Raw genomic sequence first — 20,110 nt, forward strand, 5'->3', positions numbered from 1 at the left:
GCGACAACCGGCTGCGCGCGCAGCCGGTTGTTGCACCTCCGCGTCCAGAAGTACAAGGACGACGTGGCCGCGCACTTCGGGGCGACCGAGCGGCTCGGAGATGAGCCACTCGGCCGCCCCGCCGAGCGAAGGCTTGTGCCGTCGGTCGGGCGCGGTCGTCTAGCGAAGGGACCGGAGGCCCGCGCGGATCTCCTCGACGAGCAGCTCCGGCTGCTCCCAGGCGGCGAAGTGGCCGCCCTTGGAGAGCCTGTTGTAGTGGACGAGGTTCGGGTACGCCTGCTCCGCCCAGCTCTTCGGGGCTTGGTAGAGCTCATCGGGGAAGACACTCACGGCAACCGGCAGGGTGACGCCATTGATACCGAAGAAGGAGGTCTTGTTCTCCGCGTAGAGGCGAGCCGCGGAGATCGCCGTGTTCGTCAGCCAGAAGAGCGTGATGTTGTCCAAGACGTCGTCCCGGGTGAGGCCTTCGGTCTGTCCGGCGAAGGATCGGGAGATCAGGGCCAGGCTGGCCTTGTCGTGGTCGAGCAGAAAGGCCGCCAGTCCGACAGGGGAGTCCACCAGCCCGGTCAGCGTCTGCGGACGCGACGCCATCATGTAGGCGTAGTAGACGTGCCGGTACACGAAGTCCAGCTGTTCGGTCGCGCGCTTCTCCTCGTCGGAGAGCGACAGGCCCGCCGGCAGCGGGTTGCCCGCGATGAGCGCGGCGTCGATGGCTGCCGGAATCACCTTGGGCATGTTGGTGTGGATACCGACCAGGCCCTCGGGCTCCTGGGCACCCATGAGGTCCGTGACGATCGCGCCCCAGTCGCCGCCCTGGGCGACGTACTTCGTGTAGCCCAGGCGCTTCATCAGCTCTCCCCAGGCACGGGCGATGCGCTCGGGACCCCAACCGGTCGTGGTCGGCTTGCCCGAGAACCCGTAGCCGGGCATCGACGGGATGATCACGTGGAAGGCGTCCGACGCGTTCCCGCCGTGGGCGGTGGGGTTGGTGAGCGGCTCGATGATCTTCAGCTGCTCGATGATCGAGCCCGGCCATCCGTGCGTCACGATGACCGGCAGAGCGTTCTCATGCTTCGAGCGGACGTGAACGAAGTGGATGTCCAGCCCGTCGATCTCGGTGATGAAGTGCGGCAGGGCCTTCAGCTTCGCCTCGACCTTGCGCCAGTCGTACTCCGATGCCCAGTACCGCGCGAGCTCCTTCATCGTCTCCAGCTGCGGGCCCTGCGACTGATCCGTGACGGTCTCCTTCTCGGGCCACCGAGCCGCCTCGATACGCGCACGCAGATCCTTGAGTTCTGCCTCGGGGAACTCGAACGTGAACGGACGGATCGCGATCTCTTCGGGTGTTGCAGACATGCGTGGGGGTCTCCTTGTCAACATCAGCGGCCCCGTGCCGCTGACTCCTCCACGCTGGCATCGCCGTTCGTCCCTCGCCCCCGTGAAAACCCCGGGGTCGGACCCGTGGCTGAACCCGGGGCATGGCGTTCGCGCCGGAAACGACGAACCTGTGGGTCACGTACGGTTTGGGGCAGTCGCTGTCTGCAACGGCCCGTTGAAAGCAGTGCACCAAAGCCGGAGGGTTTGTCGGCGGGCCGAGCGGCGATCGGAGCGCACCAAGCTCCGTGCGCGCCTGGACCCCGCACAGCCGCCGAAAGCCCCTGAAGCGCACTAAGGTGATAAGGCAGGCGTCGAGGGGTGTCCGAAGGCGGCATGCCTAGCCGTCCCAGCCGCTTCGGTGGGCTGCAAGCCCTGCGAATGGTCGACCGTGAGCCCCTGCGAGGCCGAGTCGTGCGGTGAGGCTCACACCGGAGAGCCAACTGGCTCGACCTGACCAAAATGACCGTATTGGCCGCACAATGCACCAAGCAGCGGACCAGGGAGATCGACTCATGGGCGTGCCCGCCGGCGCAGCGCAGGTCGCACTGCGGGGCCGGGGCCAGGAGCTGGCCGCGCTGGAGGGGGTACTGGCCACAGCGCGGGCGGGCAGCAGCGCGGTCCTGGTTCTTCGTGGTGAGGCAGGGATCGGCAAGACCGCATTGCTGGACTACGCAGCCGACCTGGCCGTCGGATTTCGTACCGTCGGCGTATCAGGCATCGAGTCGGAGATGGAGCTTCCGTTCGCGGGCCTTCACCAGCTCTGCGCACCCATGCTGGGTCGGCTTCATGAGCTGCCTGGACCGCAGCGCAATGCGTTGTCCGTCGCGTTCGGACTGCGGGAGGGCGATGCGCCGAACCGGTTCCTGGTAGGCCTGGCCGTGCTCAGTCTGCTGGCCGGCGCCCCCGAGGATCAGCCGCTCGCCTGCCTCGTCGATGATGCGCAGTGGCTCGACGACGGGTCCCGGCAGGTGCTGGCGTTTGTCGCCAGGCGATTGACGGCCGAGCCGGTGGCCTTGGTCTTCGCCCTGCGGGAGCCCGATGACAGTCGTGAGCTGGCAGGTCTGCCGGAGCTGATGGTCGAGGGCCTCGGCGAGCCCGACGCGCGTGCCCTGCTGGCTTCGGCCGTCCGCGTGCCGCTCGACCCGCTCGTACGGGACCGGATTGTGGCCGAGGCGCACGGCAACCCGATGGCCTTGCTGCAGGTGACGCACGCGCTCGCCCCTGCCGAGCTGGCGGGCGGCTTCGGGCTGCCCGGCAGACGCTCCGTGGCGAGCTGTATCGAGACCGCCTTCCACCGGCAGTTCCGATCACTTCCGCAGGACAGCCGACGGCTTCTGCTGACCGCCGCGGCCGAGCCGACCGGAGACGTGGACCTGTTGTGGCGAGCGGCCGATCTGCAGGGGATACCGGCGGACGCCGCAGCGCCGGCCGAGGCGGCAGGACTGGTCGAGTTCGGCACCAGGGTGCGGTTCCGTCACTCCCTGGTGCGCTCGGCCGTCTACCGGAGGACATCCGCTCCGGACCGCCGGGCGGCGCACCGAGCACTGGCGGAAGCCACCGATCCCCGCCTTGATTCCGATCGCAGAGCGTGGCACCGCGCTCACGCCGCCACCCGGCCCGACGAGAGCGTCGCCGTCGACCTGGAGCGCTCGGCCGACAGGGCACAAGGCCGGGGAGGAGCCGCCGCGGCAGCCTCGTTCCTGCGGCGGGCGGCGGAGTTGACGCCCGATCCCGCGCACCGCGTCACCCGTGCACTGGCCGCCGCTCAGGCCGAGATCGACGCCGGCGGGGCCGACCATGCCCACAACCTGCTGGTGTCCGCGGAGGCCGGCCCACTCGACGACCTGCAGCGCGCCGGTCTGGAGCGGCTGCGAGCCCGGCTGGCGTTCTCCCAGCTGCGCGGCAGCGACGCGCCCCGGCTTCTGCTCGACGCGGCACACCGGCTGGCGCCCCTGGACACCGCCCTTGCCCGTGACACCCTGTTGGAAGCGGTCGGCGCGGCGCTCTTCGCCGGGCGCCTGAGCGCGGGACCCGGGCAGCGCGAGGTGGCCGAGGCCGCCCGCGCCGGACCACCACCGTCGATGCCGCCGCGGATGGTCGACATCCTGCTGGACAGCATGGCCGACCTGATCATCGACGGCCACGCCGCCAGCGTCGACGCTCTCAGGCGTGCCCTGCACGCCGTCCGGCAGGAGCAGAGATCCGGCTCGACGGATGCGGACAGGCACTGGCTGTGGCTGGCGTTCCGGGTGACACCCGAGCCTCTCGCCGCGGAGCTGTGGGACGACGACGCGTGGCACGAGCTGGCGACCGGCGCCGTCGGAATCGCCCGCGAAGCGGGCGCGCTCTCCGTCCTCCCGATGGTGCTGACCTACCAGGCGTACTGCCATGTCCATGCTGGCGAATTCGACACCGCGGCGGCTCTGATCGACGAGGCGACGGCGATCTCGGAGGCGGCGGGCGGCGTACCCATGATGTACACGTCCCTGGTCCTCGCCGCCTGGCGAGGACAGGAATCCCAGGCACGGGGCCTCATCGAGACCACCATCGAAGAGGTGCGCGCCCGGGGCGAGGGACGTGTCCTCAGCCTGGCCGAGTACGCGACCGCAGTGCTGCACAACGGCCTCGGCCGCTACGAGGACGCCCTGGCAGCGGCAACGCGCGCATGCCAATACGAGGACCCGGGCTTCTTCGGCTGGGCGCTTGCCGAACTGATCGAGGCGGCCGCCCGCAGCGGACAGCCGGCGGCCGCCGCGTCGGCGCTGGAGAAACTCACCGAACGCACACACACCAGCGGAACGGAGTGGGCACTGGGCACGGAAGCCTGCTCACGCGCGCTACTGAGCGACGGCGAAGCTGCCGATGCGCTCTACCGGAAAGGGATCGAGCATCTCGGACGCTGCCGGGTCGCCGTCCAGCTGTTCCGCGCCCGTCTGCTGTACGGCGAGTGGCTGCGTCGCCAGAACCGTCGTCAGGAAAGCCGTGCTCAACTGCGCTCCGCCTACGAGGCGTTCAGCCGGGTCGGAGCCGACGCCTTTGCCGAGCGGGCCCGCAGGGAGCTTCTGGCGACCGGAGAAACCGTACGCAAGCGGACGGTCGGCGCCGACGCCGAACTCACCGGCCAGGAGGCACAGATCGCCGGCCTGGCCCGAGACGGTCACACCAACTCCGAGATCGCCGCCCAGCTGTTCATCAGCCCACGCACGGTGGAGTGGCACCTCGGCAACGTGTTCACCAAGCTCGGAGTCAGCTCTCGCAGGCACCTCCGCTCAGTGCTCTCTCCTCCGCAACCGGCGACGACGATGGCGTATCCAGCAGCGAACGCCCCAGAGTCCGCAGCTCGCCGAGCACCGCGTTGATCGCCTCCTGAACGCAGCGGGTCGTACCGAAAGCCATGCATGTGGGCAGCTCCACTGACAGCCGTCGCCTATCAGGCAGTCGTACCGCAAGGAGAACTCGACCGGACGGCCGCGGCACTGGCGAGGCTGCCCGAGCTCCGGTTCTGCTCCTCCGTCACGGGAGCGTGCAATCTGCTCTTCGCGGTATGGATGCGCGACACCGGCGACATCAACACACCCGAGGCGCTGCTCGACGAATCATTCCCTGCCCTCCGAGTCCGGGACCGGATCGTCACCCTGCACACCGCCAAACGGCTCGGCCGCATCCTGGACAGCCATGGCCGAGCCGTTGAGCACGTACCAGTCGAGCTTCCGCCGGCCGACACGCTGTTCCTTCAGTACCAGCAGGTCGGCGGCGCATACTCGACCCATTCCTCCTGAGGCCACGCCGTCGCAACTCAGGACCTGCTCGCCGACAGCGGGGTCTTTTCGGGCACCAAAAACCCGGACGGGTACCTGCTTGGGCAGTTCCGTGAGTCCAGGAGGCCGAGCGATCAAACAGGGGCGTACGGCTCGACGCGCATCGCTCCGGCCTGCGAAGTCACCGACGACTAGTCCGCCCGGGCGGCCGCGAGGTGGGCATCCACGGCGACGACACCGTCGACGCCCTGGCACAGGCCCACGACCACCGGGACGAGACGCGGTTCCGGGACGTGACCCCGCAGCGTGACGGCCCCGTCCCGGACCTCGACCACGACGGTGCCCTCTTCCAGGCCGAGGATGCGCCCCAGGACGTCCCGCTCGACCTCGCCGCGGATCTCGACGTCGGAGCGGATGAAGGTGTCCAACAGGTCGCTGCGGCTGACGATGCCGGCGAGGAGCCCGTGGTCGCCGACCACGGGCAGCTGCTTGACGTGCCGCCTGCGGAGTTCCCGCGCGGCCCGGGGGATCGTCCAGTCGGCACGGGCGCTGACGACGGGGCTGCTCATGAGCGCGCTCGCGGTCCTGGCCCGGGCCTTGCCCCAGGCGCGCTCGTCGTTCCCGTCCTGCCCTTGCGGTTCGGGCATGCCGGTCTCGTGCCGCAGCACGTCCGACGCGGACACGACGCCGATGGGGGCGCCCTCGTCGTCGATGACCGGGGCCGCGGCGATGTCGTTCGCGTCCAGCAGGGCGACGATCTCGTGGAACGGTGTGTCGGGGCGGAGGGTGATGACCTCCTCGGTCATCACGTCACCGACCGTGCGGCGGTGCAGCATGGCATCGGCCTCCTCCGCTTCGCGACGGGGCGGCACCCCGGCCTCCGCGGCCGTTCGTCCACGCCGTCTCCCCTACCCATGACAGCACCGCGCCGCTCCGGCGGCCAGTGACGTTCGGCCCGGCGGAGAGGAGCGGCAGTCCCACGGCGGCGTCCAGCGAGCCGATTACCGCACGGCCGACCTCGCTTCGTCGAGCGCTGAGCAGCCCACAGCGCGGGCCAAAACACCCCTGCTGGTCGAGCGAGAGCCGCCACCGGCAGTACCTCGACAAGAACCCGGCGGGCTGCTGCGGCATGGGCGGGACGGGCGTTTCGTGCCCGGCCGGCGTGGCTCTCGCCGAGGGGTGAGTCTCGCCGTAGCGCCTGATCGCCGTACCACTCCTGCCGGACCGCCGGGCCGGGAGGAACGGGAGGTCGCGAACGGAGACCGTGGGGAGGAACATCGGAGTCACACAGGCAAGGTGGTGGCTATGGGGACGCCGTCGATGCATTTCAGCGAGAGTCCTGAGGATCCGTTCGCGCTCGGGCGTGGCGCCTCGGCTGCGCTCGACGATCAAGGCACCGTGGTCGGCTGGAGCGCACGTGCACAGGAGTTGCTGGGCTATCCGGCCAAGGAAGTGATCGGACGGGCGTGGCAGGACCTCCTGGTCGACGCCCGTGACCTGCCTGTCGCGCGGTCCGTCGTCGTGGACGCCATGAGGACGGGCGGCTGGTTCGGGGTCCTGCCCGTCCGGCACCGCGACGGACGGCGGGTGGAGATGGGTTTCCGGGTCCGCGCGATCACGCGGGGCGGGGACAGCAAGGAGTGGGTCCTGGTCGGAGCCCCCGCCGCGGAGGTCAGTGCCTGGCAGCGGGACCGTGCGCTGCTGGACGGCCTGTACCGCCGGTCCCCGATCGGTCTGGTCACCTACGGCCCGGACCGGACGGTGATTCGGGTCAACCGTGCGGTCGAAAAGGCAAGCGGCGTCCCGGCCGAGGCGCCGGTGGGCCGTCGCCCGAGTGAATTCATGGTCGACGAGGACGCAGGTCCGGTCGAGGAGCGGGTACGGCACGTCCTGGAGACCGGCGAGCCGTTGATCTTCACGGAGCAGTCGGCCCGGGCACGCCATGATCCGAGGCGGGAGCGGATCGTGTCCGTCTCGGCGTTCCGGATGGAAGACCCCTCGGGCCGGGTGCTCGGCGTGGCCGAGACGATCGAGGACGTGACCGACCGCCACCGGGCCCAACGCAGGCTCGCCCTGCTGAACGAGGCAAGCGCCCGCATCGGAACCTCACTGGACGTGGCCCAGACGGCCCGGGAACTGGCCGAGGTGGCCGCCCACGGCCTGTCGGACTACTGCTCGGTGGATCTTCTGCAGTCGGTGACACTTGGTGACGAACCACCCCCCGGTGTGAGAGGTCCGCTGCTCCGAGTAGCCCTCTCGCCCCCAGAACACCGGGTCCCGTACCAGGAGGGCGAGGTGGTCCCGCTCCTTCCGGATTCTCCGCAGGCGCGTTGCTTGGCCGAGCGCCGCCCGATCCTCGACCGGCTGCTGTCCCTACGCCCCGAGTGGTACGCCATGGACCGGCGGCGGATCGAGGTCGCCATGGGTCTCGGCGTTCATTCGCTGATCGTGGTGCCCTTGGTGGCTCGCGGCCTGGTACTGGGCGTAGTGAGCCTGTGGCGAGTGCGCCATTCGGAGCCTTTCGAGAACGACGATGCCGCGGTGGCCCATGAGTTTTCCTCGCGTGCTGCCGTCTGTATCGACAACGCGCGCCGCTTCACCCAGCAGCAGAGCGCCGCTCTGACTCTGCAGCGCAGTCTGCTGCCGAGCGCGGTGTCCGACCTGCCGGCCGTCGAGGTGGCCTGCCGATACCTCCCGGCGAGCGGTGAACCGGGCATCGGCGGTGACTGGTTCGACGTGATCCCGTTGTCGGGAGCCCGGGTCGCACTCGTCGTGGGAGACGTGGTCGGCCACGGGATCCACGCCGCGGCCTCCATGGGCCGCCTGCGCGCCGCCGTGCGCACCCTGGCCAGCCTCGACCTGGAACCGGACGAGGTGGTGGCACGGCTGGACGATCTGGTCGGCCTGCTGGCCACCGAGCTGGAGGCAAACGCTGACGGCAGCGGGTTCGCAGTGGAGCAGATACTCGGGGCCACCTGCGTGTACGCGGTCTACGATCCGGTCTCCCGGCATTGCTCCCTGGCACGCGCCGGCCACCCGGCGCCGATGGTGTCCACCCCGGACGGCGAGGTGACCGTGCTCGACCTGCCCGCGGGTCCACCGCTGGGTCTGGGCGGGCTGCCGTTCGAAACGTACGACCTCGACCTCCCCGAGGGCAGCCTGCTCACGCTCTACACCAACGGTCTTCTGGAGGCGCGCAACGGCGACATCGACGCCGCGCTGCAACACCTGGACGAATGTCTCACCCACGTCGCGGATCCTCTGGACAGCACCTGCCATGCCGTGGTCGAAGCGCTGCTGCCGAAGGAGCACCTCCCCACCGACGACGTCGCGCTGCTCATCGCCCGTACCCGGGTGCTGCCGCCGCAGGATGTCGCCACCTGGCAGCTGCCCCTGGAAGCAACCGCCGCTGCCCGTGCCAGGCAGCTGGCCACGGCGAAACTGACCGAATGGGGGCTGCCGGAACTGGCCTTCACCACCGAGCTGGTCGCCAGCGAGCTCGTCACCAACGCCTACCGGTACGCGGCCGGCCCCGTCACTCTGCGCCTCATCCGTACGCACTGCCTGATCTGTGAGGTGTCCGACGCCAGCCACACTTCCCCTCACCTCCGACGGGCCCTCAGCACGGACGAGGGCGGCCGCGGGCTCTTCCTGGTCGCGCAGCTCACGGAGCGGTGGGGCACCCGCTACGCCCACGACGGCAAGACCGTCTGGACGGAGCAGCCCCTGCCGCACGCGTGACCCGCGACGAGGGCGTGTCCGTTCCACCGGAGGCTGACGCGGCGGATCGAGCTGCCCTGCTCTTCGCGGCCGGCTTGATCGGTGCCGCCGGGAGCAGACGAGCGTGATCGCGATGCGGATCTTCGGCGGGTACCGCCGTCGGGATGGCCTTGGGATGCATCGGCAGACGCCGGGCGGAAGCGGGACCGAATGACGTGGGTCATCAAAGGCTCGGGGCAGGATCGGAAGCCCGGCGCGACGCCAGGGCCTCTTCGGCTCCGTGGTTCAGTCGGTGCCGGTATTCGCACCCATGACCTTCAACTCCTGGACGTCTTCGGCGTAAGCGGCCGAGGAGACGGCGGGTGGTCCGCCGGGGCGGAACTGCTGCGAGGAGGCGAGCAGGAGAGGGCGGAGCCTGGCGAGCCAGGTGTCGATGAAGGGCTGGAACGCGGGCGGGGTGGGCCGCCAGCCCCCGGTGCCGGGGAAGCGGTGAAAGGAACGTCCGCGAACCTTCCGTCCCCTTCCCGGAGTTCGATGATGCGGGCGGCGGCGCGCCTTCCGTAGTCAACGCCCCGGTCTCTGGCCTGACCGGCCGGCAGAGCGGCGAGCGAGTTCGCGTAGGCGGTGTCGAGCCGCTCCTTGAAGGCAGGGAAGCAGGTGAGCAGCACGTCGTGGGCCGCGGTGGCGGCGGCCGCCGCGGAGGATGCCTTGGCCGGACCGCGCTCGCGCCATTTGTACAGGGCGTAGCCGCCTTCGATCCCCACCACGGCGTTGTACACGGCGACGGAGACGAACCCCTCCCAGATCGCTGCCTGCCCGGAGGGGCGTGGGCCAAGGCTGGTCTTGATCGTGTCGGTGGCGATGGCGTTCCACTCGCGGACCACGGCCGCCGGGACCGTGACGTGCGCAGAGCCGTGTGTCCGGGCCGACGGCCGCCGTTCGGATCACACAAAGCGGCCCTTCAGGTGATTACCGGACGCCTCATGGGCCGGGCAGCCGTCGCAGGGGTACGACGTCTCAGCAGAGGACGAACCCAGAACCCCGTGAGGAGCTTGGCGATGTACGCAGCAGTCCGGCGGTACGAAGGGGTGACCGATTCGGCCGAGGCCGCACGTCTCGTGAACGAGGGGTTCGTGCCGCTCATGCGCCAGGTCTCCGGCTTCGTGGCCTACTACTGGATCGATACCGGGGACGGAGTGATGGTCTCGACCAGCGTCTTCCAGGACCAGGCCGGTGCCGACGAATCGATCTCGCGGGCTGCGGACTTCGTGCGGGACAACCTTGCGTCACTGCTCCCCAACCCTCCCCAGGTCATGGCCGGCGAGGTGGTGGCTGCCGGATGACAGCGTTCGGACCAGCCACATGAGATGGCTTCCAAGGCTGTCCCGGCTGACGTGGAACATCAAGCAACGTTCACAGACCTGTGCCGCCATGTGCCCCATGAGTGATGCCGCCGGTCGTGCCCGGATTGCCGGTCAGGGACGCAGGTGGGACAGGAGTTCTGCACTGGCGGGGTATTCCTGCTCCTGGGGAAGCAGTCGGGTAGCGGAGTCCAGTTCGCCGTCCCTGACGAGTACGTGGATCTCGTCGGCGAGCGGGGTCACGTCGCTGATGGACACGATCCACTCATCCGCGTAACGCGACGAAGCCTCACCCGAGAGCCCCAGTTGCAGAGAGCGGTGTGGCAGGGGACGCAGGTGCAGATCGCGTTCGGGGTCCCACTGGACGCGGGCCGGTGCGCGCTTGAGGTCACGCTGCCAGGTGCCGCGATCGGGATGCAGTCCGCGGACGTAACTCGACAGGCAGGCATGGCGCAGCGCCCAGTCAAAGCCGTCGCGAGTGATCTCGACGGCGAGGACGGTTTCCTGACCCTCCTTCGTGCCCCAGCCGGAGCGGTACATCATCCACATGAAACTGGGCTTGATCCACGTCATGCGGCCAGGCTTCCACGCGGCGGGAAATCGGCCGTCTCGGATGGCGGGCAGTCCGATCTCAGGGGAGTACGCCTGGTAGACGGTGATCGTGGACGCCGTGTGGAGCGCGCGAATCCTGCGAAGCGGTTCTTCCATGGCGTACAGCGTGGGCTCGGTCAGCTCAGGTGACCACCGATTTTCGACCCGTTGCTCGATGCGACGGAGCAGGCCGGCCGCAGGCGGCAGGCAGTTGCCCGTGCGAGCCGCATAGCGTCCGGCACACGGAGCGACATCTCGGCAATGCCGTACTTGATGGACTGGCGTGTCGGGCGCGGTCCCACTCAATGGTTCGAGCCTTTGATCTGATGATGAGAGACCTGTTCCCGTGCCGTCCGCCACCGTGACCGGGTCTGCTCGACCACACTGTCCCACTGTCGGTGGACCTCGTGGTCGGAAGGGCGGTGGCCCTGACGGATCCGGCTGAGCTCATCGCGTACTTCTCGTCCCAGTGCCGCCGACGCGACCAGAACGAGCATGGCTGCGAAGAGGGCGGAGATCATCGCGAAGACGGCACCGACCACCCCGTAGCGTGCGGCGGAGGAATTGAAGAGGCGCGGCATGTAGATGGTTGCGCCCACGGAATAGGCCACCGTCAGAACGGCGGCGGTGACGCCGAAGGGGAGCAGCTCCGACCGGCTGATCCGCTTCGCCGACAGGATCCAGCCGCTCCAGACAAGGAATGCGGCGGTCACCGGTACCTGACACACCGAGGCGACGAGACCCATCGGGCCCCCGCTGAGGAGCGCGGAGAGCATCGCGGCGACCAGCACATAGCCACCGAGAGTGAGGATCCACCACAATCCGTTGCGCGTGTTGCGCACGCTGAGAGGCTTGAGTTCCCATGCCTGTTCGAAGAGCCGCTGCACGGCTCGCGCGAAACTGAGCACCGAGATCGTCAGAAACACCACCCCGAAGATGCCCACGCTCGCACTGGTGCCTTCGGTAGGAGAGAACAGGGAGCTGACCGCCGTGGCGCCTGCTCCGGTGAGGTTGTAGCGCTTGATGATCCGCTCGGCGGCGTCGTAGTGCACGAAGTTGCCGAGGACGGCGCCGAGGAGGATGGAGAGCGGGATCAACGCCGTCAAGGCGCTGGACGCCAGGGCCATCGAGCGGTCGAAACCCACGATCTTCTGAAACCGGTTGATGACCCGCAACGCGAAGGCAGGACGCAGCCAGAAGGTCAGCGTTCTGACGAGGCGCTCTCGATTCATCCCCTCCGTGCTGCCCTCCGTGAAGACCGGGACCTGTGTGGCGACGCGAGCCTAACGGACGGTCGCCGAACCGATGAGGGGCGACACGAGCAGCAAGGTGCCGGGCTCGAACGCGCTGTCAGTTCTGGTCGACGAGTAGGTGGATGGGGCCTCGCAGGACGGGGCTGGGGCGGTACGGGGGTGGGTCGGTCACCAGCGTGGGGTCGGCGAGGCGGCGTACCAGTTCGGTCAGGGCGATCTGGGTTTCCAGTCGGGCCATCGGGCCGCCGAAGCACAGGTGGATGCCGCTGCCGAAGCCCAGGTGCTGGTTGTCCCGGCGATCGGGGTCGAAGCGGTCGGGATCATGGAAGCGGTCCGGGTCGCGACTGCCCGAGGCGAGCATGAGCATGATCTTCGAGCCCTTGGGGATGACGGTGTCGCCGACGGAGATGTCGCTGTACGCCGCCCGCCACGGAATGATGTGCACGGGGGGCTCGTAGCGCAGCAGTTCCTCGACCAGCCGTACGACCAGGTCCGGTTCGGCGCGCAGGCGTTGCAGCACCTCGGGGTGGCGCAGCAGCGTCAGCATGCCGTTGGTGATGAGGTTGACGGTGGTCTCGTGGCCGGCGATGAGCAGCAGGTTGGCGGTGCTGACGATTTCGGCGTCGGTCATCCGCCCGTCGGGCCCGTCGTCGTTGGCCAGCCGTGTCAGCAGGTCGTCGCCGGGGCGGCCGTGGCGTTGTTCCAGCAGTCCGCCGAGGTACTGGCGCAGGTCTTTGGTGGCCTGTACGCCGTTGTCCAGTTTCTCCTGCGGGTCGGTCTTGGGGTTGTAGTCGATCGAGTCGATGATGGCGTTCACCCACACGTGGAACCGCGGTTCGTCCTCGCGCGGCACACCGAGCAGGTGGCAGATCACGGTGACGGGGAACGGATAGGCGAAGTCGTCGACGATGTCGATCCGCTCCTTGCCCGCGAAGTCGTCGATCAGGCCTGAGACGATGGCGGTCAGGTCTGGTTCCATGCCGGTCACGAGGCCCGGGGTGTGCGGAGGGCCGAAGTGACGCATCGCCAGGCGCCGCAGACGGTCGTGCTCGGGCGGGTCGAGGTTGATGAACGACGGCGTGGCGCGTTCCTGCATCGCGGGCATCGGATGCGACAGATTGCGGACGTCGGAGCTCAGGTGCGGGTCGTGCAGGATGCCGCTGAGTTCGCGGTAGGTGCTGATGACGTAGCTGCCGTCCTCCTGCAGGGCCACCGGAGTCCTGCGCAGTTCGGCGTAGAGCGGGTACGGGTCGGCCCGGGTGGAGTAGTCGAGGATCCGGGGCAGGATGTCGGGCGTCTCGGTCGTGGTCATGTCGCTTTCCCTCCTGTTCCCTCCTAGCGGTGCTGCCGCATGGCTGTGACGCGCCGCTCGCCCGGGTCATGGCCGGTGACGACCACCGTGGCGCCCTGACCGAGCAGAGTGGGGCCCGGGAAGTCGACGGGCACCGGCTTCGCGTCGACGGGCTGGTCGGGCGTGGGGCAGGGAGGCGGGAAGGGCGCGGCCGTCTCGATCAGATGCCGGTAGTGGTCGAGCCACTTGGCGTTGTTGAAGCTGACGGCCGCCGTGACACGGCCCTGGTAGCCGTAGGCGGCGACGAAGCGGTGATCGGGCACGGATCCCTGGGTGATGACGACCTCGTCGGCGTAGGTCGGCACACCGACGGACTTGATGTTGACGCCGAACTGGATCGACCAGAACGCCGGGATGGTCAGGTGCGGCCAGCGGTCCGCCTGGGCGCTGACCATGTTGTGCGCGGCGATCTCGGCCTGCTCCACGGCGTTGGCCCAGTGTTCGAGCGAGATGAACCGGTACTCGTAGATCGGGTTCGGGCTGCGTGCCACGTCTCCGGCGACGAAGATGTCGTCGGTGACCAGGCCGTTGAGGTCGAATGCGCGGCAGCCCGCGTCACAGGCGACTCCCCACATGCCCACCGCCAGCCCCGAGTCCCGCAGCCACTCGGTGTTGCGGATGCCCCCGAGCGCCACCACCGCCACATCGGCGTCGACCGTGCTGCCGTCGTCGAAGTGGGCGCGGCGCAACCGCCCCTGCGCGTCGCCCTCCAGCTGGGTGACTCTGACACCGCAGCGCAGGTCGACGCCGTGCGCGCGCTGCATCTCCGCCGCGACCTCGCCGATCATCGCGCCGAGTCCCCCGACCAGCGGGGCCGGTGCGAGCTCGGCGACGGTCACCGGGATGTCGCGCTCACGGCAGACGGAGGCGATCTCGGAGCCGGTGAAGCCCGCGCCGATGATCAGTACACGGGAGGGCCCGGCGGCGACCGCCCGCTGCAGGCCGGCGGCGTCCTCGCGCGTGCGGACCACGAACACACCGTCCAGGGCCGCCTCGGCCTCGACGGGCCAGGGCCGGGCCCTTACGCCGGTGGAGATCAGCATGCGGTCGAAGGGGATCGTGCGGCCGTCGGCGAGCCGCACGTGGTTGGCCGCCAGGTCCAGTCCGTCGGCGGGGACGCCCAGGAGCCATTCCGCGTCGATGTCACGACGCCGTGGCAGGGTGGTGCCGTCGGCCGGCACCCATCCGGTCAGTACCTGCTTGGACAGCGGGGGGCGGTCATAGGGCTCCCCCAACTCGTCACCGATCATGGTCAGCTTCCCGGTGAACCCCTCGTCGCGCAGGGCCTCCGCGGCGCGCAGTCCCGCCAGTGACGCCCCGACGATCACGACGCGGCCCTCACGCTTGAACCCCTGCAAGGTGTCGGCGGTGCTCATGACGGCGACGTCCCCACCGGCGCGTCCCGGCCCTCCAGTTGGTCGACCAGAATGGCTTGGAGGGGGCAGGCCGCCGCGGCGCGCAACACCTGTTGGCGCTGGGCGTCGTCAGGGTTCGAGGCGTACATCAGCGCTTCCTCGCCGTGCATCCGGAACGCGTCCGGAGCCAGGAACGCGCACTGCGCATACCCCTGACACCGGGAAAGATCAACGACAACTCTCATCCCGACCTCCATTGCAGGGACCGCGAAGCCGCGGGTCCTGAGGCAGCACTCCTACGGCGTCCGAAGCGCGAGTCACGCCTTCTTCGAAGAAGGGAGTCGGCAGGTTTCCGCAGGAAGAATCGATCATCGCGAATGCGGCCTCGGCGTCTGCAAAACCGCCCGGAGAACCTGACCTTGCCGTCAAAAGCGTATCCCCCGCGCACGTGGTCCGCACGGTGAGGATTCAGGACGGGGCGTTCTTTGCGTCGAGCGCGGCCAGGGCCGGCGCGAAGCCCGCCACGCACTCAGCTCCTGTGCATCGGCAGCCGGGCACCCTGGACTCAGAACGCCCCGGTCATCCCTGCCACTCCGCCGATGAACGCGCTGAGCAGCGTCAAGGCGCCCAGCGCACCGAGCAGCACCAGCAGCCCGCGCGGTACTCGACGCGCACCGTCCTTGCCGCAGACGACCAGAATCCCCAGCAGCAGCACCATCAGGCCGAGCAGGGAAATCGCCAGCCACCCGAACGAGGACGCGGTGCCCGTCTGCTCGTATCCGCCGGAGTCCACCCGCTGCAATGCGATCGTGTCGCCGACGGGCAGGTTCTTGCCGATCGAGGCGTTCGGGTCCACGACGGTGCCGTCGGAGGAGCGGAAGATGCCACTGCAGTGCGGATACCGGTGGCCCCCGACGTGTTCCCAGGCGCACGCTTCGACCCGGAGATGCCCTGGGGTGCCGGCCAGGCCCGTGGCATAGGCGAAATGCGTTCCCGCGAACCAGGTCAGCCCGAGGCCCGCGGCCACCAGAACGACGACCATGACCGCCGGACGGCCTGCCCGACGTCTTTCCCCGAGCCGACCCCAGCCGTTCATCCGCTCTCCCCCAGAGTGTCCGCCCGAAACCCCGACCCGGTCGTCCCAGCCGTCCCAAGCTACGCTCTCGAACCATGTCCGAGCCGACCGACCTGCCCGACCTCCATGGCGCGACCATCGACGCGATGTTCGGCCACGCCGGGCGCGCGACGCTTCCCTTTCAGCGAGCCAACCGGGAGGAGCAGTACGCGACCGCCTTCTGGTTCAACGAGCTCGTGGAGAACACCTCCGCGGACGAAGTCGTCCGGCAGTTCCTCGTGACCGCCAGTGAGCCGACGAGGGTCGAGATGGCCGAGTTCACCCTCCGGCCGGACCTGTGCGCACCCGCGATGAGCGCGGAGAAGCTGGTGATGGTCGACTTCGCCGACGGGTGGATCCATCTCGACGGCCTGGGGGTCGCGGTCATGCCCACCGCCGGGCTGCATGCGCACGGCACCCGCAAGGGGTGGCGCTGGACGACCGATGAGGTCACCGACGGCGTCGCGGCCACGGATGAGGACATCGCGGGTCTCGGTGCGGACCCGGTCGTGGCCTATCTACTGGGCCACGACGTCGCTGCCGGAAGTGGTGCCCGGGAGCAGGCCGTCGTGGTCGGCGAGGTCGCGCGTACCAGCGGTGGCGGCGTCCGTTGGGTCGGCCGACTGCCACAAGGGTGCGTCGGCGCACCGGTGTTCATCGCCTCCCCCCTCAGCGGGAACAGTTTCAAGCTGGTCTGCGTCGGGGTGGCGCTGCCCGGCGACGGTCACCACACGATCGCGACCTTCGACCGCATCCGCACCGCGCTGCGCACCGTTGCCCCGGACACCGCGACAGCCCATGAACCGGCCGAACCGCTTCCTCCGACACCCGAACCGAAGCGCCGCTGGTGGCAGCGCCGCGGCTGATGTACGGAGGATGCGACGGCTCGACCGCCCGTCCGCGGAAGCGCGCCTCGCCGAGGCCCGTACAGCCACGTCGACGACCGGGGGTTCCTGGCCGCACGGCCGGATCACCCCGCTTCCGCGTGATCAAGTGACAACCCGTCGGTGGCTGGTGCCTCACTTCCGGTAGCCGAGGATCGTCATCATGCCGGACTCCGAGTGGTACTGGTTGTGGCAGTGGAGCATCCACAGGCCCGGGTTGTCGGCGTAGAAGTCGACGACGAGTTTGTGGTGCGGCACCACGTGGGCGGTGTCCTTGCGGGCGCCGACCACACCGAAGCCGGTGAGGGCGAAGGTATGGCCGTGCAGGTGCATGGGGTGCCACATGTCGGTGGCGTTGATGAGGGTCAGGCGGATCCGTTCGCCGTAGCTGACCGGGTGGCGTTGCTCGACGGAGTACGGCCGGTGGTCGAAGGCCCAGTCGAACTTCTTCATCCCGCCGGTCAGTCTGATGCGCAGCTCGCGGTCCGGTTCGTCGTCACTGAGGGCCACGGAGTCGTCCGGCACAAGGCGTCTGGCCGGGACGAGCTTGCCGTCGAGTTCGTCCGGGTGCACGGAGGGGCGGGGATTGTCCCCACTGCCGGTGCGCAGGACGGCCAGGGCCCTGGCGTTCTTGCCCTCGGCGAGCGCGACCAGCGGGAACACCCCGTCCTTGGCGGTGATCAGCACGTCGTAGCGTTCGGCCATGCCGAGCAGCAGCGCGTCCGTCTTCGTGTGCTCGACGGGGTAGCCGTCCGTGTGCGTGATCGTCATCTCGTGGCCGCCCAGCGCCACCCGGAAGGCCGTTTCGGCGCCGGCGTTGATGATCCGCAGCCGGATGCGGTCCCCCTTGCGGGCCCGGAAGACCGAAGGAGCCTTCGGGAGACGGCCGTTGACCAGGTAGAACGGGTAGTCGATGCTGCCTCCCTCGCTGTGCAGGATGCGGCTGTGGGAGTTCCGCAGGACGCGGGAGGGGCCGTGGGGCTTCTCGTGGGCGGCCGCCTTGTCATGGGCCTTGCCCCCGGGTTCGTCGTCCTCACCCATGCCCATGCCCGTCGGCATGCCCTTGCCGTCGAGCAGCTGTGCGAGCACACCGTCCGGAGTGGAGCCGCCCACGCCGTCCACCCAGTCGTCCAGGACGACGACCCACTCCTTGTCGTAGGACAACGGCTCCCTGGGGTCCTCGACGATCAGCGGGGCGTACAGGCCGCGGTCGAGCTGCAGCCCCGAGTGCGAGTGCAGCCAGTACGTGCCCGGGTGGTCCACGGCGAAGCGGTAGTTGAAGTCGGCGCCGGGCTTGATGGGGTGCTGGGTCAGGCCGGGAACTCCGTCCATGTCGCAGCGCATGCGGATACCGTGCGAGTGCAGCGTCGTGGACACGGGCAGATGGTTGGCCAAGTTGAGATCGAGGACGTCGCCCGACTTGATCCGCACCTCCCTGCCGGGCAGCGAGTCGCCGTACGCCCATGACCTGACGGTCCGTCCACCCAGGTCGAGGGTCGTCTCGGCGGCCGTGAGCTTGAACGAGCGAACGGGACCGGACCCGCGTTTCCTCTCGACGGCGAGGACCTCGGGATCGGACGGATTCACGTATCCCTTGGGTCCTCTGGGGATGAAGGGCCTGCCGCCGTGACCGACTCCGCTCCCCTGGTGCTCGCCGGGCCCGGGGTGCGAGCCGGGTCCGGAGGGAGAGTCGGACCCGGAGCAGCCGGCCAGGAGTCCCGAGCCGGCGGCCGCGATCGAGGCACCGAGCACGGTGCGCCGCGTAGGTGTGTGCATGAATGAATAACACACGTTTTACGCTGATATGTCCCCGAACCCGGCACGGCGTGTCCCCGTTCGGAGCAGACCCCGCCACCTCGAAACAGAGGCTAAGGTTAGGCTTACCTTATCCATTGATCGGAGTGCTCGTGCGTACCTTGGGGCCGAAGGCCGTCCTGGCCGTTGCCGTCGTCGGCGGCCTGCTGGCCGGATGTTCGTCCGGGAGCGGGGACAACGGCTCCTCGCGGAGCAAGAACACCTCCAGCGGCGACCGCAATCTCGTGAGCGGGGCCTCCGAGGGCCCCTCCGTCGCCCCCAGCGCCGTCGCCGCCGGGATGGGCGCGGGCAGCGCCGAGGACGGCGAATTCCCTCGGACCGTCGGGCACTTCGAGGGCAAGACGGAGATCAAGAGCGCGCCCAAGAAGATCGCCGCGCTCAGCACCGGACAGCTGGACGACGCGCGGGTCGTCACGGTCGGCACGATGCCCAGGGTCAGCGTCACCGGCGTCTCTCCCTCCTCCTGCACCGGCGCGCCGCGGCCGTCGTCACCGTCCTCCTGCTGCTCCTCACGGGCGTGATGCTGCTCGCGGCATGCGTCGGGCAGACGTACGTCCCGCCGGGCGAGGTCTGGCGGGTGCTGCGCGGCCACGGCGGCCCGTACGACCTGGTCGTCGGCGAACTGCGGGTCCCGCGGATCGTGCTCGGCGCGCTGGTCGGGGCGGCGCTCGGGCTCTCCGGGGCACTCGTACAGACCGTGACGCGCAACCCGCTGGCCAGCCCGGACGTCATCGGCGTCGGGCACGGTGCCGCCGCCGCGACCGTACTGGCGCTGGCCACCGGAACCGCCGCCTCCCCCGGCGCGCTGCCGGCCGTCGCCGTCACCGGCGGTCTCGCGGCCGCCGCCCTGGTGTACGTACTGGCCTGGCGGCACGGAATGCAGCCGAGCCGGTTCGTCCTGACGGGGGTGGGCATCGGCGTCGCCCTCTCCGCCGTCGTCCAGCTCTACCTCACCGAGAGCGAACTGGCCGCCGCCGAGCAGGTCAAGCTGTGGCTGACGGGCAGTCTGAACGGGCGCGGCCGGGAGCAGGCGGGCCCCCTCGCCCTGGTCCTTCTCCTCTCGTCGCCCGCCCTGGTGTGGGCGAGCCGCGCGCTGCGCCCGCTCGGGCTGGACGCCGACACGGCCGCCGCGCTCGGCGTCCGCGTCCAGCGCACCCAGCTCGGCCTGACCGTCCTCGGGGTGGTGCTCGCCGCGGTCGCGACCGGCGCGGCCGGCCCGGTCGGCTTCGTCGCCCTCACCGGCCCGCAACTGGCCCGCCGCCTCGCCCGCACCCCGAAACTCCCCCTCGCCGCTTCCGCCCTGACGGGCGCGCTGATCGTGGTCGGCGCCGACCTGGTGGCCCGCACGCTGGTGCCGCCGCTGGAGATCCCGGTCGGGGCGCTCACGTCCTTGGTGGGCGGTCCCTATCTGCTCTGGCTGCTGGGCAGGTCGGGCCGCCGCTGACGGACCACCTCGGGGAACGCGGCGAGGTCGAAGGCTGGCCCGCCGGAGCGCTTCTCTCGGCTCGCAGTTCACTTCGTGGACTGCCGC

The 20,110-nt window shown here is 69.5% G+C and carries 17 protein-coding genes and 1 pseudogene; 8 read left to right on the top strand and 10 right to left on the bottom strand.

The genetic code is table 11. The features are described from left to right. Positions 1-159 precede the first annotated feature (159 nt). On the bottom strand, positions 160-1,356 hold the full coding sequence (locus tag ABZ656_RS46205) for an epoxide hydrolase family protein (RefSeq protein WP_360277011.1): 1,197 nt from the start codon (positions 1,354-1,356) through the stop codon (positions 160-162). Between the two features lie 533 nt (positions 1,357-1,889). Here ABZ656_RS46205 and ABZ656_RS46210 point away from each other — a divergent pair. Both ABZ656_RS46210 and ABZ656_RS46215 read left to right on the top strand, forming a co-directional pair. Next, positions 1,890-4,736 (top strand): AAA family ATPase, encoded by a 2,847-nt coding sequence (locus tag ABZ656_RS46210; RefSeq protein WP_360277014.1) that lies wholly within the window; start codon positions 1,890-1,892, stop codon positions 4,734-4,736. 39 nt (positions 4,737-4,775) lie between these two features. After that, entirely contained in the window at positions 4,776-5,156 is a 381-nt protein-coding gene (locus tag ABZ656_RS46215; protein ID WP_360277017.1) for a hypothetical protein, read from the top strand. Between the two features lie 170 nt (positions 5,157-5,326). Here the strand turns inward: ABZ656_RS46215 and ABZ656_RS46220 are convergent, their stop codons facing one another. Then, positions 5,327-5,971, bottom strand: coding sequence for a CBS domain-containing protein (locus ABZ656_RS46220; RefSeq protein ID WP_075032357.1), 645 nt, complete (start codon positions 5,969-5,971; stop codon positions 5,327-5,329). Positions 5,972-6,198: 227 nt separating this feature from the next. Here ABZ656_RS46220 and ABZ656_RS46225 point away from each other — a divergent pair. Continuing rightward, positions 6,199-6,318 (top strand): annotated as a pseudogene (locus tag ABZ656_RS46225) (peptide-methionine (S)-S-oxide reductase); the annotation flags it as partial. Positions 6,319-6,440: 122 nt separating this feature from the next. Further along, a complete protein-coding gene (locus tag ABZ656_RS46230; protein WP_360277021.1) occupies positions 6,441-8,876 on the top strand; it encodes a SpoIIE family protein phosphatase in 2,436 nt (811 codons plus the stop codon). 296 nt (positions 8,877-9,172) lie between these two features. Here the strand turns inward: ABZ656_RS46230 and ABZ656_RS46235 are convergent, their stop codons facing one another. After that, positions 9,173-9,739: a hypothetical protein gene (locus ABZ656_RS46235; protein ID WP_360277024.1), complete on the bottom strand. Its 567-nt coding sequence runs from the start codon at positions 9,737-9,739 to the stop codon at positions 9,173-9,175. A 174-nt stretch (positions 9,740-9,913) separates the two neighbouring features. Between ABZ656_RS46235 and ABZ656_RS46240 the strand changes: the two genes are divergently transcribed. After that, on the top strand, positions 9,914-10,198 hold the full coding sequence (locus tag ABZ656_RS46240; protein WP_101400339.1) for a hypothetical protein: 285 nt from the start codon (positions 9,914-9,916) through the stop codon (positions 10,196-10,198). Between the two features lie 132 nt (positions 10,199-10,330). Here the strand turns inward: ABZ656_RS46240 and ABZ656_RS46245 are convergent, their stop codons facing one another. From ABZ656_RS46245 to ABZ656_RS46270, 6 genes are all read right to left on the bottom strand, one after another. Further along, positions 10,331-10,924, bottom strand: a complete 594-nt coding sequence (locus ABZ656_RS46245) for a DUF4291 domain-containing protein (RefSeq protein ID WP_101400338.1) — start codon at positions 10,922-10,924, stop codon at positions 10,331-10,333. A gap of 185 nt (positions 10,925-11,109) precedes the next feature. Beyond that, positions 11,110-12,039, bottom strand: a complete 930-nt coding sequence (locus ABZ656_RS46250) for a YhjD/YihY/BrkB family envelope integrity protein (RefSeq protein ID WP_360277028.1) — start codon at positions 12,037-12,039, stop codon at positions 11,110-11,112. 118 nt (positions 12,040-12,157) lie between these two features. Further along, positions 12,158-13,372 carry a cytochrome P450 gene (locus ABZ656_RS46255; RefSeq protein WP_101400337.1) on the bottom strand — a complete coding sequence of 405 codons (1,215 nt, stop codon included), beginning with the start codon at positions 13,370-13,372 and terminating at the stop codon, positions 12,158-12,160. Between the two features lie 23 nt (positions 13,373-13,395). Next, entirely contained in the window at positions 13,396-14,787 is a 1,392-nt protein-coding gene (locus ABZ656_RS46260) for an FAD-dependent oxidoreductase (RefSeq protein ID WP_360277032.1), read from the bottom strand. Next, the gene (locus ABZ656_RS46265; RefSeq protein WP_097224946.1) at positions 14,784-15,011 is read right to left on the bottom strand and encodes a ferredoxin; all 228 of its coding nucleotides are present in this window, start codon (positions 15,009-15,011) and stop codon (positions 14,784-14,786) included. The genes ABZ656_RS46260 and ABZ656_RS46265 overlap by 4 nt, the downstream gene beginning before the upstream one ends. A gap of 320 nt (positions 15,012-15,331) precedes the next feature. Continuing rightward, entirely contained in the window at positions 15,332-15,862 is a 531-nt protein-coding gene (locus ABZ656_RS46270) for a hypothetical protein (RefSeq protein WP_129592084.1), read from the bottom strand. Between the two features lie 74 nt (positions 15,863-15,936). On the opposite strand from ABZ656_RS46270, the gene ABZ656_RS46275 reads away from it, so the two are divergent. Then, positions 15,937-16,746: a hypothetical protein gene (locus ABZ656_RS46275; protein WP_360277036.1), complete on the top strand. Its 810-nt coding sequence runs from the start codon at positions 15,937-15,939 to the stop codon at positions 16,744-16,746. A gap of 153 nt (positions 16,747-16,899) precedes the next feature. Here ABZ656_RS46275 and ABZ656_RS46280 read toward each other — a convergent pair whose 3' ends face one another. Beyond that, positions 16,900-18,540, bottom strand: a complete 1,641-nt coding sequence (locus ABZ656_RS46280; protein WP_101400333.1) for a multicopper oxidase family protein — start codon at positions 18,538-18,540, stop codon at positions 16,900-16,902. Between the two features lie 131 nt (positions 18,541-18,671). On the opposite strand from ABZ656_RS46280, the gene ABZ656_RS46285 reads away from it, so the two are divergent. Together ABZ656_RS46285 and ABZ656_RS46290 are read left to right on the top strand one after the other, a co-directional pair. Next, positions 18,672-19,100: a hypothetical protein gene (locus ABZ656_RS46285; RefSeq protein WP_180361935.1), complete on the top strand. Its 429-nt coding sequence runs from the start codon at positions 18,672-18,674 to the stop codon at positions 19,098-19,100. Further along, a complete protein-coding gene (locus ABZ656_RS46290; RefSeq protein ID WP_360277040.1) occupies positions 19,043-20,023 on the top strand; it encodes an iron ABC transporter permease in 981 nt (326 codons plus the stop codon). Before ABZ656_RS46285 ends, ABZ656_RS46290 begins: the two co-directional genes overlap by 58 nt. Positions 20,024-20,110 lie beyond the last annotated feature (87 nt).

The sequence above is a fragment of the Streptomyces sp. NPDC007095 genome (assembly GCF_040634475.1).
Lineage (GTDB): Bacteria > Actinomycetota > Actinomycetes > Streptomycetales > Streptomycetaceae > Streptomyces.

What these genes read in the sequence shown, in the direction of transcription:
- ABZ656_RS46230 (WP_360277021.1), top strand. Translation starts at nt 6,441, where the DNA reads ATGGGGACGCCGTCGATGCATTTCAGCGAGAGTCCTGAGGATCCGTTC.
- ABZ656_RS46280 (WP_101400333.1), bottom strand. Translation starts at nt 18,540, where the DNA reads ATGCACACACCTACGCGGCGCACCGTGCTCGGTGCCTCGATCGCGGCC.
- ABZ656_RS46260 (WP_360277032.1), bottom strand. Translation starts at nt 14,787, where the DNA reads ATGAGCACCGCCGACACCTTGCAGGGGTTCAAGCGTGAGGGCCGCGTC.
- ABZ656_RS46240 (WP_101400339.1), top strand. Translation starts at nt 9,914, where the DNA reads ATGTACGCAGCAGTCCGGCGGTACGAAGGGGTGACCGATTCGGCCGAG.
- ABZ656_RS46270 (WP_129592084.1), bottom strand. Translation starts at nt 15,862, where the DNA reads ATGAACGGCTGGGGTCGGCTCGGGGAAAGACGTCGGGCAGGCCGTCCG.
- ABZ656_RS46250 (WP_360277028.1), bottom strand. Translation starts at nt 12,039, where the DNA reads ATGAATCGAGAGCGCCTCGTCAGAACGCTGACCTTCTGGCTGCGTCCT.
- ABZ656_RS46245 (WP_101400338.1), bottom strand. Translation starts at nt 10,924, where the DNA reads ATGGAAGAACCGCTTCGCAGGATTCGCGCGCTCCACACGGCGTCCACG.
- ABZ656_RS46265 (WP_097224946.1), bottom strand. Translation starts at nt 15,011, where the DNA reads ATGAGAGTTGTCGTTGATCTTTCCCGGTGTCAGGGGTATGCGCAGTGC.
- ABZ656_RS46255 (WP_101400337.1), bottom strand. Translation starts at nt 13,372, where the DNA reads ATGACCACGACCGAGACGCCCGACATCCTGCCCCGGATCCTCGACTAC.
- ABZ656_RS46205 (WP_360277011.1), bottom strand. Translation starts at nt 1,356, where the DNA reads ATGTCTGCAACACCCGAAGAGATCGCGATCCGTCCGTTCACGTTCGAG.
- ABZ656_RS46210 (WP_360277014.1), top strand. Translation starts at nt 1,890, where the DNA reads ATGGGCGTGCCCGCCGGCGCAGCGCAGGTCGCACTGCGGGGCCGGGGC.
- ABZ656_RS46220 (WP_075032357.1), bottom strand. Translation starts at nt 5,971, where the DNA reads ATGCTGCACCGCCGCACGGTCGGTGACGTGATGACCGAGGAGGTCATC.
- ABZ656_RS46275 (WP_360277036.1), top strand. Translation starts at nt 15,937, where the DNA reads ATGTCCGAGCCGACCGACCTGCCCGACCTCCATGGCGCGACCATCGAC.
- ABZ656_RS46215 (WP_360277017.1), top strand. Translation starts at nt 4,776, where the DNA reads ATGTGGGCAGCTCCACTGACAGCCGTCGCCTATCAGGCAGTCGTACCG.